Genomic DNA, 14,658 nt, shown 5'->3' on the forward strand with positions numbered 1-14,658 from the left:
GAGCGCGGAGGATCTCAGCCCGCAGGGCGATCTTCCCGCATTGGCGGTCCTGCCTACGGGCAAGGTGTTGCTCGAAAAGGGAAGGCATCAGGAGATCGCGATCTCGCATGGCGCCGGCTCGGGTGTGATTCAGGTCTCGGTCTATCACGACGTGCTGGATCGCATGGCGGTGAATGGCCTCGCGAACCGGTTGGAGCTGGGCGGCGTTCCAACGGGCGGCTTCATGCTGGACCAGATCTCGGGCAACTTCCGCGCGCTGCGCTCCGGCTATGTGGGGAATGGCGTGCAGGTGCAGGCTAGCGCGCCGCTGCCTTCCGGCATGCGTGCGACTGTGGAGTACAGCACGGGGCGTGCTCTGGGCGCGGACTTCCGCGCTACGACCAGCATCCAGAACGCGATGTCGAACCTGACCGCACGCGGCGGGCAGGCGGCTGCTGTCTCGCTGAAGGGCCGCATCAAGGGCACAGGGACGTCGCTGCGGACGATGTATCGCTTCCAGCCGTCACGGCTGGTGACGGCGGTGAATCCCTACGCGGCGTTCAGCGATCAGGGCTTCCTGAGCCTCTCCGTGCGCCAGCCGATCCGCTGGGGCAATCGCCTGCCGGTTGGCTTGGAGGCGACGATCGATGTGACCAACCTGCTCGCGCAGGGATACCGGCCGTTCCTCTCGGCTGACGGTCAGACGCTCTACTTCGCGCAGGCGCCACGGACCATGCAGGCCGGTCTATCGTTTTCGTTCTGACCCTCATATTTGTGAAGGTATCCTGTAACGAATAGCTTGCGGGAGTTGTTGGCTGCAAAATACAGAGTTGAAGATCTTCGCGGCGAATAGCAGCGGTGGAGCGGATACTCGCTAAAGAATGACCACAAGGATGAAGGCAAGTGCAAAAGCGAAACGCACCCGAGATGGGTGCGTTTCGCTTTTTACGCAGGACTTGGTGGACGCGGTAGGAATCGAACCTACAACCAGTCGATTAAGAGTCGAATGCTCTGCCAGTTGAGCTACGCGTCCGTTGGTGAGGGAACCTACTGGGACGAGCCCAAGTTCAAATGATTTGCTGACTAAAGCCCATGCTCCGAAACTTCCGGGCTGGCAGGCTTGCCGCGCTCAACCATCACTCTCAAAGAATAGCACAACTTTGCGTGCGTGGTGGTTGAAAAACGCGGCGTTTAGCCCACGAAATCCACATTCGCACGAATGGGGATGATGCCGCGCTCGTGACCCAGCTCCAGCAGCTTATGGATCGCCACACGACCATCGTCGCCATAGTTCAGCGTACGCTCGTTGACATACATGCCGACGAAGCGGTTGGCGAGGTTGGTGTCGAGGTCGCGTGCAAACTGCATCGCGTACTCGAGCGCCGCCTCGCGGTTGTCGAGCGCGTGCTGGATGCTGTCGCGCAGAGCCTGGGTGGTAATCTTCATAGCTTCGGGGCCAAGGGCGCGCCGGATGGCGTTGCCGCCGAGGGGCAGGGGCAGGCCGGTCTCGCCGTGCCACCACTGGCCGAGGTCGAGGATCTTGATGAGGCCGTCGTTCGCATAGGTGAGTTGGCCCTCGTGGATGATGAGGCCGGCGTCGAACTCGCCTGCGAGCACGGCGGGGATGATCTTGTCGAAGGGAACGGTGACGGTCTCGATCTCGGGGCAGAAGAGCTTCATCGCGAGGTACGCGGTGGTGAGCGTGCCGGGAACGGCGATGCGCAGTTTCTTCACCTCGTCCAGCGTGTACTTGCGTGCGCTGACGATCATGGGGCCGTAGCCGTCGCCGACGCTACCGCCGCAGGCCATGAGGGTGTAGTTGTCCTGCAGATAGGGATAGGCGGCGAAGCTGATGGCGGTCACGTCGTAGAACTGCTCGTTGATCGCTTTGTGGTTCAGGGTCTCGATATCGGTCAGCGTGTGTGTGAACTTGAAGCCTGGGACGCGAATCTTGTTGGTGGCGAGGCCGTAGAACATGAATGCGTCGTCGGAGTCGGGGCTATGGGCGATGCTGATTTCCTGGATGCTGCCGGGTGCTGTCATAAGGCTTTGTGTTCCTGACTTTCTGTGGTTCTGCTGCGGTGGAGAAAAAAGACTAAGCGCGCTTCCAGCGCTCGATGCCGGCGTAAATGCCGGCGGCGGCTGCGATCTTCAACGCCTCGGCGGCAAGGAACGGAATAGCGCCGAGCTTCAGAGCGGTCACAAGATTCAGATGCATCCAGACCGCAAGCCAGGCAGAGCCGGCCGAGAGAATAACGACGGTCGCGGCCGAGCAGGCCAGCACCGCAGCGGTGAAGCGGCTCGCGGTGAACTTCAGGTTGCGGACGACGGCGGAGGCAATCGCCGCGGCAGCCGGGTAGGCGAAGAGGTAGCCGGCGTTCGGGCCGAGCAGGTGCGCGATGCCGATGGGGCCGCCGGTGGGGGTGAAGACGGGCAGGCCCATGGCGCCTTCGACGAGGTAGAGCACCAGTGCGCCGAAAGCCGTCGCCGGGCCGAGCATCAGGCCGACCAGCAGTACAGCCGCATTGCCAAGCGTCAGCGGCACGGGGGTGAAGGGCAGCGGCAACGAGACGTGCGCGGCGACGGCGACCAGCGCGCTGGCGGCGATGGCGAGGAAGATGCGGCCGGGAACGGTCTGGCTTGCTGAATCAAGGGCAAGGACGCGGCGGGTCTGGCTCGGATTGGCGAGATGCATGGATATTCCTTTCAGCGTGGCTGCGGCTGTTTGGAGTGATTGCCGGGGTTGCCGACGAAGGTGTTCTTCTTTTTCGTGCTCCCGGTTGCGGTCTCCGATGGTTTTGGAGCGGCGGAGGAGGCGAGGCGTATGTGCCGCGTGATCGCGAAGGCAGCCCAGACCAGGGCGCAGAACGAGATAAGCGAGATGGCGTAGAGGATCAACATGCGGCAACTCCAAGCATAGCAAGCTGGAGCAGGTTTGTGCGCGGATCTTCGCTTGCTCTTTGCCGTCTTTCTCCCGTGGGGCCGACGGCGCTGCAGGAGGTGTCTTGGTTGGTTCATATCGTCAACGGTCGCGATTGCTGCTTGACCGGAGGGCGGGCTGCGGTTTCACTGGTAGAGTCATGGCCTCAGCTAAATCTTCTCGTATCGCGGCGCCGCTTGCCTGGATTCGCAGCCAGCGCGATCGCGTGTTCCTGAACCGCCGCCGGTTCGCGACGGCTGCCGCGGGTGTGCTGGCCCTGGGGCTTGGGTACCATGTGGTCTTTGGGCAGAACGGGCTTACGGTCTATCAGCAAAAACGGATGAACGCCCAGGCGCTGGAGCAGCAGGTCAACGACCTCTCGCGCGAGAACGAGGACCTGAAGGGCCATGTCGACCGGCTGCAGAAGGATCCCGATGCGATCGAGCACCAGGCGCGCGAGGAGCTGCACTACACCCGGCCGGGTGAGGTCATCTATACGCTGCCGGTGAAGCCTGCGAGTACGGCGAAGCGTTAGGGCTGCGGTCTGAAAAGTGCAGAAGCACATCCTCTTCGAGGGTGACAAAGCAAGAAAAGCAAAGACAAAGAAGAAAAGCTGAGGCGAGAGTGCGGCGGTTGTTTGCATCTGCCGGGCGACTTTGCGCGTCTTCTGAACAATGGATGTTCTTGGGCGTACGCCGGCGGTTGCCGATCATCGAATCCACTATGGTCCGGGCGAGTTTCAGTTTGGCGATCTGCGTCTTCCGGCGCCGGGACGGCCTGCGCCGTTGGTCGTGTTCGTCCACGGCGGCTGGTGGAAGTCGGAGTATGACCTCACCTATGGCGGCCACCTTTGCCATGCGCTGAAGGCGGACGGGATCGCGACCTGGTCGCTGGAGTACCGACGCGTGGGGGATGCGGGCGGCGGCTGGCCGGGGACGTTTCAGGATGTGGCCGCCGGCTTCGACTACGTGGCGACGTTGGCGAAGAGCTATCCGCTCGATCTGAGCCGGGTGATCGTGATGGGGCATTCGGCGGGCGGACACCTGGCGTTCTGGCTTGCCGGGCGGCACCATATTCCGGAGTCGAGCCCACTGTATCTTCCCCGGCCGATCGTGCCGGTGCATGGCGCCATCTCGCTTGCCGGGGCGGTCGACCTGCGGCTGACGATCGAACTCGCGGGCTACTTCACCTTCGCGCACGACAAGCAGGAGGTTTACGATCTGATGGGCGGTTCGCCGAAGGTACACCCGGATCGGTATGCAGCGGGCGATCCAGGCGAGTTGGTCCCGCTCAATGTCCCGCAGGCGCTGGTGCAGGGGGCCGAGGATAGCCAGATTCCGCCACAGCTTCCGGCGCGCTGGGCGGAGCGTGGCAGACGGCTGGGCGAGCAGGTTACGGTCAGGATGGTTCCGAACGCCGGGCATTTCGAGGTCGTCGACCCGGAAAGTGCGGCGTGGCAGGTGGTGCGCGCATCTTTGAGGGATATGTTGAAGTAGTGGCGGGTCGAGAAAAGGCAGATCCTTCGCTGCGCTCAGGATGACAAATTCATTTGGACTGAAGATTGGGTGATCATGGTTTTTGAGGTAGAGAAGGCGAGCACGCGCGAGGTGTACAACCTGTTGATCGGACTGGTGGCTCCGCGACCGATTGCGCTGGTGACCAGCATGGATGAGGAGGGCCGGTTGAATGCAGCGCCGTTCAGCTCCTACAACTATGTCTGTACCGATCCGCCGATCGTTGCGATGGGGGTGATGGACCGGCCGGGTGGCGGGTTCGTCCCCAAGGACACGGCGCGGAACATTCGGCGGACGGGGGAGTTTGTCGTGAACGTCGTAACCGAGGACCTGTTGCAGCAGATGAACATCTGCGCGACGGACTTTCCTCCAGAGGTCTCCGAACTGGAGATGGCGGGGCTCGAGACCGCGCCGTCGTCACTGGTGAAGGTTCCGCGCATCCGGCAGGCGCATGCGGCGCTGGAGTGCCGGGAGCATATGACCATCGAGATCGGGCGGTCGCGCGTCGTGCTGGGACAGGTGGTGGCGATGTATGTGGAGGACGAGTTCGTCGATCCGGCCGGTCCATATATCAAGGCCAGGGATCTGCATGCCGTCGGCCGGATGAACGGGCTGGGCGGATATGTGAGGACTCGCGACGCGTTTGTGGAGGTGCCGAGGATTCCTTACGCGGAGTGGGTGAAGGGGAAGCGCTAGAGCAGGTCGGCGTTGCGGGTGCGGCTTACCAGGTCGCGGGCGGCGTCTGGCCAGGCGGGGAAGCCGAACTTGAAGCCGTGCTGCAACAGAACCGTAGGGACGGCGCGCCGCGACTTGAGGATCAGTTCGGTCTCGGTACGCATCAGAAAGGCGCCGATCTCCAGCATCCAGCGGCTGGCCGGCAGTCCGATGGGAACGCCGGCGGCCTCGCGCAGATCGCGCAGGAAGTCGCGATTGGGCAGCGGCTGGGGCGCGGTCAGATTCACGGGGCCGGAGATCTCCGGGTGGCGGATGAGGAAGTCGATGGCTCCGCAGTAGTCGTGATCGTGGATCCACGAGACGTACTGGTCGCCCGGCCCCTCGGTTCCGCCCAGACCCATGCGGACGAGTCCGAGCAAAACGCGGAAGACGCCGCCGCGATCCGGACTCATCGTCATGGAGCTGCGCAGAGCGATCTTGCGCGTGGCAGGCGTGTTCGAGGCGTAGAAGGCCTTCTCCCAGTGGCTTGCGACGTCGACGGAGAAGTTCCACGTCTCGGGAACGCCCGTCTCGGAGCCGCCGGGCTCGCCCGTGAACTCGTCCTGCGGATGGTCGTCGGGGCCGTTGAGCGTGTGGCGGTAGAAGGTGCTGGTGCTGGCGTTCATCCACAACTTTGGCGGGTCGGCGCAACGCTCGATGGCGTGGCCGAGGAGCAATGTCGGCTGTACGCGGGAATCGAGGATCTCGCGGCGATTGCGCGCGGTATAGCGGCAATCGACAGAGCGGCCGGACATGTGGATGACCGCGTCCAGACCTTCGAGCGAGCGCGTCCACGAAGGCTCCAGCGTCAGGCCGTCCCAGCGGCGCGTCGTCCAGGGTGCTGCGACCGGGCGGCGGGAGAGGACGGTGACGTCGTGGCCCGCGGTGTAGAGATAGCGGGCGAGGATGGTGCCGATCTGGCCGCTGCCGCCGGGAATCAGGATGCGCTTCTTGCTCGTCATGGAACCTCGGAACGGTGCTGCTCGGTGCGTCCGGCGAAGAGTATCTCAGGTTAGACGTTTACAGTATTCGATGCGGCGTGGATCGGGTAGGTGGGTGGCGTTCGCAAGACAAAAAGCTAAGAGAGATATTCGCGAAGCCAAGGGTCGGTGGTGTGGACGAGTTCTTGCGTGGAGCCATGGAAGACGATGCCGCCGTCGTTCAGGACGAGGAACCTGGTGCTGTCGTCGATCTTGCCGTCGGGAATCGGCTCCATGTGGCCGGCCTCGGGATTCCAGCGGTGGGTTGCGAGGGTGAAGGCGTCCTGCAGGCGATGCGTGATGAGCAGCGAGGTGGTGTGCGAGACGTCGCGCTGCTTCACGATCAGCTCGATGATGGTGGTCGAGGTGATGGGGTCGAGTCCGCCGGTCGGCGAGTCATAGAGGATGAGGTCCGGGGCGGTGATGATGGCGCGGGCGATCGAGACGCGCCGGCGCATGCCGCCCGAGAGCTCAGACGGATTCTTGTCGATGGCCTGCGACAACTCAACGAAGCGCAGGACCTCCTCGACCTTCGCGTGCGCCTCGTCGTAGGGCACGCCCTCCTCGTTCAGCCGGTAGGCGACGTTGTTCTCGACCGAGAGCGAGTCGAAGAGCGCCGACTCCTGGAAGACCATGCCGATGCGCTTGCGCAGTGCGAAGCGGTCGGTCTCGCGCATGTGCGAGATGTCCTGGCCGAAGACGCGGATCGTGCCGGAGTCGGGCTCGATGAGGCCGTTGGCGAGCTTCATCAGCACGGATTTGCCGCAGCCCGCCGGGCCGAGGATGATGAGCGTCTCACCCTGCGCGACCTCGAACGAGATGTGGTGCAGCACGGGCTTCAGGTCGAAGGTGATGGAGACATCGTCGAAGACGACGATGGGAGCGGACCCAGTCTCCGGGACTTCGGCGGGTTGGGCGAGAGTGGTCGTGGTCATGATCTTCCGAACCGCAAAGGCAAAATACAGGGGTCCTTCACTTCGTTCAGGATGACGAGCATCTTGCTGGGCCTAACGTCCGAAGATGCCGATCATCAGGCGCGTGACGAGAAAGTCGCACACGATGATGAAGATGGCGGAGATGACGACGGCGTGCGTGGTGGCGCGGCCCACGCCCTGCGTGCCGCCCTTGGTGGTCATGCCGCAGTAGCAGCCGACGGTCGACATGATGAACCCGGAGAAGACCGGCTTGGCGAGACCCTGCGCAACGTCCGCGAAATAAAGCGTCTGATAGGAAGAGTGAAGGTAATAGGTGAAGTTCAGGCCGAGCATCGAGATGCTGACGATGGCGCCGCCGAGGACGCCGACCGCATCGGCCAGGATGGTGAGCCAAAAGAGCATGAAGACGCTGGCGACCAGCCGTGGGGTGACGAGCTTGCGGATCGGGTCGGTTCCGAGCGCGCGCATGGCGTCGATCTGCTCGGTCACCTTCATCGAGCCGAGTTCGGACGCGATGCCGGAGGCGTTGCGGCCGGAGACCATCAGCCCCGTTAGAACGGGGCCTAGCTCCTTGACCATCGAGAGCGAGACGAGCGAACCGGTCATGTTGACGGCGCCGAACTGCTTCAGCGCGGTCTCGGACTGCAGCGCGAGCACGCAGCCGGTGAAGAAGCCGGTGAGCAGGATAATCGGCACGGAGCCGAAGCCGATCGAATCCATCTGGGTGTAGATGTCGGCCCAGTAGCGGCGCCCGGTGAAGACGTTCGCGACGGCGCGGCCAGCCAGCAGCGAGTACTCCTGGACGGAGGCGATCTTCTGCTTGGCGAAGGTCTCAAAGGGAAGTGGCATGGCGTCTCAGGCTCACTTTATCAGATGCCGGATAAGCAGTTTCGTCGCGCGGGTCGAAATGATGCGGGTGGAGATGAGAAGATAGTCAGGATGACGTTCGAGCAACCGAAGACGATGGCCGCAGTGGTGCTTTACGGCAAGGAAGACCTCCGGGTGGAGCAACTGCCCGTTCCCGTGGCTGGGCCGGGGGAGTTGGTGGTGAAGGTAGGCGCCGCGCTGACCTGTGGGACCGACCTGAAGGTCTATCGGCGGGGATACCATGCGATGATGCTGACGCCGCCGATCCCGTTCGGCCATGAACTGGCCGGGGTGGTGACCGAGGTTGGCTCGGGCGTGACGGAGTTTGCCGTGGGCGACCGGGTCGTGCCGCTTAACTCCGCGCCCTGCGACGCGTGCTACTTCTGCGCGAAGGGCCAGCCGAATCTCTGCACGGACCTGCTCTTCAACAATGGCGCCTATGCCGAGTATCTGAAGATTCCCGCTCGGATCGTTGCGAAGAACACTCTGCGCGTCCCGGAGGGCGTGCCGTTCGAGCATGCGGCGCTGACCGAGCCGCTGGCGTGCGTGGTGCGCGGGCTGGAGGAGAGTGGCGCGCAGGCGGGCGACTCCATGGTGGTCATCGGCGCCGGACCGATCGGGCTGATGTTCATGCATGCGGCGGAGCTTGCCGGGGTGGACGTGATCGCGGTGGTCAAGCGCGAGGACCAGGTGGCGACGGCGAAGCTCTTCGGCGCGCGGCAGGTGGTGCGTGTGGACGAGGTCGACGATATCGTCGCGGCCACGCGCGCGCTGACGCCCGATGCTCGTGGCGCGGACATTGTGATCGAGGCCGTCGCGACGCCCGCGACATGGGAGTGGGCTGTCGGCATGGTCCGCAAGGGCGGGCTGGTGAACTTCTTCGGCGGACCGCCGAGCGGCACGGTCGTTGCGCTGGACACGAACCGCCTGCACTACGGCGACATCACGTTGAAGGCTAGCTTCCACCATACGCCGTCGACCTCGCGGACGGCCTTTGCGCTGATCACCAGCGGACGGTTCAAGGCGGCGGAGTTTTTGACCGGCACGGCGACGCTCGACGAAGTTCCGGCGGTGTTCGCGAAGATGATGACGCGCTCGACGGATGCGATGCGGGACATCAAGACGGCCATCTTTCCGGACGGAGCAATCGCACGATGAGCACGGAGACGACCTTGTCTATGGACGACCGTTTGATCGGCGCTCCCGCGGAGTACCTGACGCCTGCCGAGCGGCCCACGCTGGCAGCGGCGCAGGAGTGGTGCCGGACGCTGGCGACCACGCACTACGAAAACTTCCACGTCGCAACGTGGTTTCTGCCGAAGCGTATCCGGCCCTACTTCGAAAGTATTTACGCCTTCAGCCGCGTCTCGGACGATCTGGGCGACGAGGTGGCGGATACTGCGGTAGCGACGCGTCTGTTGACCTCGTGGCGCGCCATGCTGGATGAGTGCTACGACCAGCCGGAGCGCTCGCGGCATCCCGTCTTCGTTGCGCTGCAGCAGACGACCTCCGAGACGCAGGCGCCAAAGCAGCTCTTCGCCGACCTGATCCATGCCTTCCAGATGGATCAGACGGTGACGCGGTATGAGTCGCTGGAGCAGCTTGTGGGCTACTCGCACTACTCGGCGAACCCCGTGGGCAGGCTGGTGCTTTGGGTTTCGGGGTATCGCGACGAGGAGCGCGCGATGCTCTCGGACAAGGTATGCACGGCGCTGCAGCTCATCAACTTCTGGCAGGATGTGGTCGAGGATTGGGAGCGTGACCGGCGCTATCTGCCGGCGGATACGATGGCGCGCTTCGGCGTTACGGATGCGACGATCGCGGGCAAGCAGTTCACGCCGGAGTATCGCGCGATGATGGTCTATCTGGTCGACTATGCGCGGACGATGCTGGCCGAAGGCGCGGCGATCTCCGGCACGGTGGACCGCGAGCTGGCGGTGACGCTCCAGCTCTTCTCGAAGGGCGGATTCGCCGCTATCGACGGCATCGTCGCACAGGGGTACGATGTTCTGGCGAAGCGGCCATCGGTCTCGAAGGCGACCAAGGCGAAGCTGCTGGCGGGAGCGCTGGCGGGCAAGTTCCTCGGACTGTTCAGTGGGGGCAGGCAATGACCGTCGCCGAGGCCTACGCGATCTGCCAGGAGATCGCACGCCGCGAGGCGAAGAATTTTTACTATGCTTTTCGCGTGCTGCCGGCGCATAAGCGCGACGGCATCTGCGCGGTCTACGCCTTCATGCGCAAAGCGGACGACCTGGCCGACGATGAGTCGATGAGCATTCCGGAGCGGCGCGTGGCGATGGCGGCGTGGCTGGACGCATGGCGTGCGGCGCGCGCCGGTGGCGCGACCGACGACCCGGTCTTTATCGCGCTGGCCGATGCGCAGCGGCGGTTCGATATCTCGGACAAGCTGCTGGAGGAGCTGGTGCAGGGAACCTGCATGGACCTCGCCGACCCGGGCGCCGCGACGGGGGACGGGCAGGCGGTCGACCTGGGCGAGGATCTGCAGGGCTACCGGACCTTCGAGGATCTGTATCGTTATTGCTACCTTGTGGCTTCGGTCGTCGGGCTGGTCTGCATCAAGATCTTCGGCTATACGAACCCCGATGCGGAGCTGCTCGCGGAGAAAACCGGCATCGCCTTCCAGTTGACGAATATTCTGCGCGACGTGAAGGAAGATGTGGAGCGCGGTCGCATCTACCTGCCGCAGAGCCTGCTGCAGGAGTTCGGTGTGACGAACGAGGATGTGGTCGCGATGTCCGAGGGGCAGGCGATGCGTCCGCAGGACCGCGCGATGCTGGGCGCGCTGACGGCGCAGGCGTGGGGATACTACCGGGCGTCGGAGCAGCTGCTGCCGATGATCGACCCGGATAGCCGGCCCGCGCTGTGGGTGCTCGTCGAGATCTACAGCGACCTGCTGGAGCGGATCGACCGGCGCGGATGCGACGTCTTTTCGACCCGGGTGAGCGTACCTACGGGGAAGAAGCTGGCGATTCTGGCCCAGGGCTTCGTGAAGTCGCTGGGGGCGAAGCGCGCATGAGTTCGCGGCAGGATGTAGTCGTTATCGGCGCGGGACTTGCGGGGCTGTCGGCGGCGGTGGCGCTGGCGGGCGACGGAGCGAAGGTGACGCTGCTGGACCGGCGGCCGGAGATCGGCGGTCGCGCATACTCGTACCTGCATCCGGCGCTGCAGGAGACGGTCGACTCGCAGCATGTGGTGCTGGGCTGCTGCACGAATCTGCTGGACCTGTGTGGGCTGGCGGGCAGCGCCGGACTTGTGCGGTGGTACGACGAGCTGGTCTTCCTGGAGCCGAACGGCGCACGGAGCTGGATGAAGCCGGGTGTACTGCCCGCGCCGTCGCACCAGACGCTGAGTTTTCTGCGCGCACCGATGCTCTCGCTGCGCGACAAGGCCGGGATCGCCACGGGGTTGATGGAGTTCCTGCGCGGCTACCCGGCGGACGACTCTGAGAGCTTTCGAACCTGGCTGAAGCGGACAGGCCAGACCGAGCGTGCGATTCTGCACTTCTGGGAGCCGGTGGTTGTCGGCGCGCTGAACGATGGGTTCGATAACTGTTCGACCAAGTATGCGGGCAAGGTCTTCCACGAGACCTTCCTGCGCTCGCCCGAGGGTGGGCGGCTGGGGATTCCGGCGGCGCCGCTGACCGAGTTTTTCACCCCCGTCGCGGAGCTGGCGATGCGGCTCGGCGTGCAGTTGGAGTTGAAGTCCGGGGCGGACGCCATTGAGCCTCTGCCCGGCGGCGGCTGGGCGGTGCGGTCGGGCGAGCGGGTGATCGAGACGCGGAACCTTGTGCTGGCAACGGCTTTTCGCGAGGCCGGGCGTCTGATGGCCGGGCTGCCGGGTGCTGCGGCCGAGGCCGAAAGTCCTTTCGTTGCAGCGCCGATCACGACGGTTCACCTCTGGTATGACCGCGAGGTGACGGAGCTGGACCACGCCGTGCTGCTCGATACGCGGATCCAGTGGATGTTCGCGAAGTCGCGTATTCGCCGCTGGGAGGCGAGCCGGGGCAGCTACCTGGAGCTGGTCATCAGCGCCTCGTGGCCGGAGCTGAAGCTGGGGCGCGAGGAGATTCTGGCCTCGGCGCTGCGCGAGGCGGAGATCTTCTTTCCCCGCATGCGGCAGGCGAAGCTGGTGAAGAGCAGTGTGCTGAAGGAGGCGCGGGCGACGTTTTCCGTCACGCCGGGACTGGACAGGTTCCGGCCTGCGCAGGCTACGGCTTATCCTGGGCTGTTTCTGGCGGGAGACTGGACCGCAACCGAGTGGCCTTCGACGATGGAGGGTGCGGTGCGCAGCGGACGGCTGGCGGCGGGGGCCGTGCGCGGGGACACCACGCGGTTTCTTGCGCCGGAGCTTCCTGCGACCGGACTGATGCGCTGGCTGAGCACGCGCCGTCTGCCGCTCTCGAAAGGCTAGTCATTCCAGTGCTAAAGCCTTATCGCAGCCATAGGTTTCCGGCGTAGCTTCGCCGCGAAGTCTTTTCTTTGCCTATGCTTGGAAGTGCCCTCTCATTCATAAAATTGTCGATCTAACGGTCGGCCCCACACTTCCTCTGCACTTCGTTGTACGGCCAAAGGATGGTATGAATCAGACCCAGACCCCTGTCTACAATCCGGCGTTGAGCGGAAATCCTTCCTCCTCGAACCGCGCCTATCCCAATGGGAACCCGGCGGACCCTCTGAATCCAGTGGGGGCTAAGAACACGGATTCGGTCGTCCCGCTGCACCGGACTGGTGAGGTGACGCACGACTATCGGTGCGACGGTCCCGCGCCGGGAACGATCGGCTTCCGCTGGATCTTCGGTTCGATCGTGGCCGCGAAGAACACCGACCCGCGTGTGCAGGTCATGCAGTACAACGAGGACACCTACCTGATGCGCGAAAACATCTGCGTGCACTGGGAGGGACCGTTCACCTACCTGCTTTTTGGAAACAAGGGCGCGCTGCTGATCGATACCGGTGCGACCTCGAACGCGGAGTGGTATCCGCTGCGCAAGACCGTCGACGGCATCATCGCACGCTGGGCGAAGGCTCGTGGAAAGACGAACGTTCCGCTCACGGTGGTGATGACCTCTGGTGAGGATGCCGCGCAGAATCAGGGCCTGTCGCAGTTCGTGGGACGAACGCACACGAGGCTGGCGCCAAAGTCGCTGGCGGAGGTAAAGGCCTTTTACAAACTGGAGAGCGCATGGCCGGCCGGGACAGGGAAGATCGACCTGGGCGACCGCGTGATTGAGGTGATCCCGACACCGGGCTCGCACCGGGACGGCGTCAGCTTCTATGACCCGTACTGCGACATCCTGTTTACAGGCGACCTGATCTATCCGGGCAAGATTCAGATCGGCAACGACAAGGACTTTGTACGCTCCATCGAGCGCCTGAAGGCATGGCGGGAGAGTCATCCGGTGAAGTGGATTCTGGGTGGGCACGTCGAGATGCAGTTTCTGCCGGGTAAGGCGTATCCGCGCTTCTACGCATATAAACCGTACGAGCGGCTGCTGGAGATGAAGCCGGAGCTGATCGATGATGTGCTGGCCTCCGCAAAGCTGGTGGTGGGGAAGCAGATGGTGCTGGTGCGTCCGGACTTTCAACTGCTGAACGGGGTGAGCCCGGACCAGAAGACGCTGGAGTTTCCCGCGGGCGTCGCGAATATCAACGGGCCGCGTGCGTTCTAAGCGGTGTCGACAGGCAATCTCTAAATCGCAAAAGGATCGTGAATCATGCAACTGAATCGCAGAGCCTTCGTCTCGCTCCCAGTTCTTTCGTTCATCGTGCCGGCGGCGCAAGCTGCGTTTACCGACGTTGCGGAGGCGGCCGTCGCTCCCGTCACGATCGACTTCAAGAGCAGGTTGCCCGCTGCCGGGACTCTACCCAAGCGTTGGATCTGTGGGTCCGAGTCGGCCATGGACAACACCGACCCGCCGACACAGGTGCATTGGTACAACGAACATACGGTCGTGCTGCGGCAGAATAAGTGCTACAGCTACGAAGCCCCGTTCATGATGCTGTACTTCGGCAACGAACGTGTCCTGATGGTCGACCAGGGATTCAACCAGCTCCGCACGGACTGGCCGCTTCGCGATACGGTGGATGCCTGCATCTCCGAATGGGCGAAGAAGCATGGGCGTAAAGCAGAGGATCTGGAGCTGCTGCTCGCGTTCAGCCATCTGCACGCCGATCACTATGCGGCGCAAAACGAGTTTGTGGATCGCCCCAATACTCGCATCATGGGGCTTACCCATGAGGAGATGGTGGGCTTCTGGGGGATGACCCACTACCCGGAGCAACGTGTGACGCTCGACCTGGGTGGCCGCGAGATCTGGATCTGGGGAAGCCCAGGGCATGTGATGAGCGAGTTCGCCTACTACGATACGTATACCCAGATTCTGTACACGGGCGACATGTTCTATCGGGGCCGCTGTTACATCAGCTTCTGGCAGCCGTGGTTCGATTCCATGACGCGGCTGATGAAGTTCCTGGACGAGTATCCGGTGACGCACGTCGTTGGATGCCACGTGGAGATGGGCAGCAGGGGTGAGGACTATCCCTACGGCGTAACCTGGCAGCCGGATGAGGCGCCGTGGCAGTTGACCGTTGCCGAGCTGCGTCATGCGTACGAGGTCGCGAAGACGATCACCCAACCCGGAATCTACTTTACCGGCGGCGTCTATCTCTGCAACCAGACGCGCGGAACCACGACGATCGACAAGAATCCTTACGCTTACGAGTCCTAAG

15 protein-coding genes and 1 tRNA gene are annotated in these 14,658 nt (G+C 63.5%); 9 read left to right on the forward strand and 7 right to left on the reverse strand.

The annotated features are described in order from the left end of the window. Positions 1 to 936: 936 nt before the first annotated feature. The 4 genes from CHB87_RS06670 to CHB87_RS06685 all read right to left on the reverse strand — a co-directional run bounded on the left by CHB87_RS06670 (position 937) and on the right by CHB87_RS06685 (position 2,880). A tRNA-Lys gene (locus CHB87_RS06670) sits at positions 937 to 1,012 on the reverse strand. A 158-nt stretch (positions 1,013 to 1,170) separates the two neighbouring features. After that, positions 1,171 to 2,022: a menaquinone biosynthesis family protein gene (locus tag CHB87_RS06675; RefSeq protein WP_089407645.1), complete on the reverse strand. Its 852-nt coding sequence runs from the start codon at positions 2,020 to 2,022 to the stop codon at positions 1,171 to 1,173. 52 nt (positions 2,023 to 2,074) lie between these two features. Then, positions 2,075 to 2,674, reverse strand: a complete 600-nt coding sequence (locus tag CHB87_RS06680) for a biotin transporter BioY (protein ID WP_089407646.1) — start codon at positions 2,672 to 2,674, stop codon at positions 2,075 to 2,077. Between the two features lie 11 nt (positions 2,675 to 2,685). Beyond that, positions 2,686 to 2,880 (reverse strand): hypothetical protein, encoded by a 195-nt coding sequence (locus CHB87_RS06685; protein WP_089407647.1) that lies wholly within the window; start codon positions 2,878 to 2,880, stop codon positions 2,686 to 2,688. A 179-nt stretch (positions 2,881 to 3,059) separates the two neighbouring features. On the opposite strand from CHB87_RS06685, the gene CHB87_RS06690 reads away from it, so the two are divergent. From CHB87_RS06690 to CHB87_RS06700, 3 genes are all read left to right on the forward strand, one after another. Next, entirely contained in the window at positions 3,060 to 3,434 is a 375-nt protein-coding gene (locus tag CHB87_RS06690) for an FtsB family cell division protein (RefSeq protein WP_089407648.1), read from the forward strand. Between the two features lie 139 nt (positions 3,435 to 3,573). Next, on the forward strand, positions 3,574 to 4,395 hold the full coding sequence (locus CHB87_RS06695; protein WP_089407649.1) for an alpha/beta hydrolase family protein: 822 nt from the start codon (positions 3,574 to 3,576) through the stop codon (positions 4,393 to 4,395). Between the two features lie 75 nt (positions 4,396 to 4,470). Further along, entirely contained in the window at positions 4,471 to 5,109 is a 639-nt protein-coding gene (locus CHB87_RS06700) for a flavin reductase family protein (RefSeq protein ID WP_089407650.1), read from the forward strand. On the opposite strand, the gene CHB87_RS06705 is transcribed toward CHB87_RS06700, so the two are convergent. The 3 genes from CHB87_RS06705 to CHB87_RS06715 form a co-directional block, all read right to left on the reverse strand. After that, the gene (locus tag CHB87_RS06705; protein ID WP_089407651.1) at positions 5,106 to 6,089 is read right to left on the reverse strand and encodes a TIGR01777 family oxidoreductase; all 984 of its coding nucleotides are present in this window, start codon (positions 6,087 to 6,089) and stop codon (positions 5,106 to 5,108) included. The two genes, CHB87_RS06700 and CHB87_RS06705, sit on opposite strands and share 4 nt — an antisense overlap. Positions 6,090 to 6,205: 116 nt before the next feature. Continuing rightward, entirely contained in the window at positions 6,206 to 7,042 is an 837-nt protein-coding gene (locus tag CHB87_RS06710) for an ABC transporter ATP-binding protein (protein ID WP_089407652.1), read from the reverse strand. A 72-nt stretch (positions 7,043 to 7,114) separates the two neighbouring features. Further along, on the reverse strand, positions 7,115 to 7,891 hold the full coding sequence (locus tag CHB87_RS06715; protein WP_089407653.1) for an MlaE family ABC transporter permease: 777 nt from the start codon (positions 7,889 to 7,891) through the stop codon (positions 7,115 to 7,117). A gap of 114 nt (positions 7,892 to 8,005) precedes the next feature. Here CHB87_RS06715 and CHB87_RS06720 point away from each other — a divergent pair, with 114 nt between their 5' ends. The 6 genes from CHB87_RS06720 (at position 8,006) to CHB87_RS06745 (ending at position 14,657) form a co-directional block, all read left to right on the forward strand. Further along, a complete protein-coding gene (locus CHB87_RS06720) occupies positions 8,006 to 9,067 on the forward strand; it encodes a zinc-dependent alcohol dehydrogenase (protein ID WP_089408110.1) in 1,062 nt (353 codons plus the stop codon). Positions 9,068 to 9,087: 20 nt separating this feature from the next. Next, complete coding sequence (hpnC, locus tag CHB87_RS06725; protein WP_089407654.1) at positions 9,088 to 10,020, forward strand: squalene synthase HpnC; 933 nt, start codon at positions 9,088 to 9,090, stop codon at positions 10,018 to 10,020. Further along, positions 10,017 to 10,946, forward strand: coding sequence for a phytoene/squalene synthase family protein (locus CHB87_RS06730; protein WP_089407655.1), 930 nt, complete (start codon positions 10,017 to 10,019; stop codon positions 10,944 to 10,946). Before hpnC ends, CHB87_RS06730 begins: the two co-directional genes overlap by 4 nt. After that, entirely contained in the window at positions 10,943 to 12,340 is a 1,398-nt protein-coding gene (hpnE, locus tag CHB87_RS06735; protein ID WP_089407656.1) for a hydroxysqualene dehydroxylase HpnE, read from the forward strand. The genes CHB87_RS06730 and hpnE overlap by 4 nt, the downstream gene beginning before the upstream one ends. Positions 12,341 to 12,506: 166 nt before the next feature. Beyond that, the gene (locus tag CHB87_RS06740; protein WP_089407657.1) at positions 12,507 to 13,598 is read left to right on the forward strand and encodes an MBL fold metallo-hydrolase; all 1,092 of its coding nucleotides are present in this window, start codon (positions 12,507 to 12,509) and stop codon (positions 13,596 to 13,598) included. A 45-nt stretch (positions 13,599 to 13,643) separates the two neighbouring features. Continuing rightward, positions 13,644 to 14,657, forward strand: a complete 1,014-nt coding sequence (locus CHB87_RS06745) for an MBL fold metallo-hydrolase (RefSeq protein ID WP_089407658.1) — start codon at positions 13,644 to 13,646, stop codon at positions 14,655 to 14,657. The last annotated feature ends 1 nt before the right edge of the window (position 14,658 follow it).

The organism is Granulicella rosea (assembly GCF_900188085.1).
Taxonomy (GTDB): domain Bacteria; phylum Acidobacteriota; class Terriglobia; order Terriglobales; family Acidobacteriaceae; genus Edaphobacter; species Edaphobacter rosea.

What these genes read in the sequence shown, in the direction of transcription:
- CHB87_RS06675 (WP_089407645.1), bottom strand. Translation starts at nt 2,022, where the DNA reads ATGACAGCACCCGGCAGCATCCAGGAAATCAGCATCGCCCATAGCCCC.
- CHB87_RS06680 (WP_089407646.1), bottom strand. Translation starts at nt 2,674, where the DNA reads ATGCATCTCGCCAATCCGAGCCAGACCCGCCGCGTCCTTGCCCTTGAT.
- CHB87_RS06685 (WP_089407647.1), bottom strand. Translation starts at nt 2,880, where the DNA reads ATGTTGATCCTCTACGCCATCTCGCTTATCTCGTTCTGCGCCCTGGTC.
- CHB87_RS06690 (WP_089407648.1), top strand. Translation starts at nt 3,060, where the DNA reads ATGGCCTCAGCTAAATCTTCTCGTATCGCGGCGCCGCTTGCCTGGATT.
- CHB87_RS06695 (WP_089407649.1), top strand. Translation starts at nt 3,574, where the DNA reads ATGGATGTTCTTGGGCGTACGCCGGCGGTTGCCGATCATCGAATCCAC.
- CHB87_RS06700 (WP_089407650.1), top strand. Translation starts at nt 4,471, where the DNA reads ATGGTTTTTGAGGTAGAGAAGGCGAGCACGCGCGAGGTGTACAACCTG.
- CHB87_RS06705 (WP_089407651.1), bottom strand. Translation starts at nt 6,089, where the DNA reads ATGACGAGCAAGAAGCGCATCCTGATTCCCGGCGGCAGCGGCCAGATC.
- CHB87_RS06710 (WP_089407652.1), bottom strand. Translation starts at nt 7,042, where the DNA reads ATGACCACGACCACTCTCGCCCAACCCGCCGAAGTCCCGGAGACTGGG.
- CHB87_RS06715 (WP_089407653.1), bottom strand. Translation starts at nt 7,891, where the DNA reads ATGCCACTTCCCTTTGAGACCTTCGCCAAGCAGAAGATCGCCTCCGTC.
- CHB87_RS06720 (WP_089408110.1), top strand. Translation starts at nt 8,006, where the DNA reads ATGGCCGCAGTGGTGCTTTACGGCAAGGAAGACCTCCGGGTGGAGCAA.
- hpnC (WP_089407654.1), top strand. Translation starts at nt 9,088, where the DNA reads ATGGACGACCGTTTGATCGGCGCTCCCGCGGAGTACCTGACGCCTGCC.
- CHB87_RS06730 (WP_089407655.1), top strand. Translation starts at nt 10,017, where the DNA reads ATGACCGTCGCCGAGGCCTACGCGATCTGCCAGGAGATCGCACGCCGC.
- hpnE (WP_089407656.1), top strand. Translation starts at nt 10,943, where the DNA reads ATGAGTTCGCGGCAGGATGTAGTCGTTATCGGCGCGGGACTTGCGGGG.
- CHB87_RS06740 (WP_089407657.1), top strand. Translation starts at nt 12,507, where the DNA reads ATGAATCAGACCCAGACCCCTGTCTACAATCCGGCGTTGAGCGGAAAT.
- CHB87_RS06745 (WP_089407658.1), top strand. Translation starts at nt 13,644, where the DNA reads ATGCAACTGAATCGCAGAGCCTTCGTCTCGCTCCCAGTTCTTTCGTTC.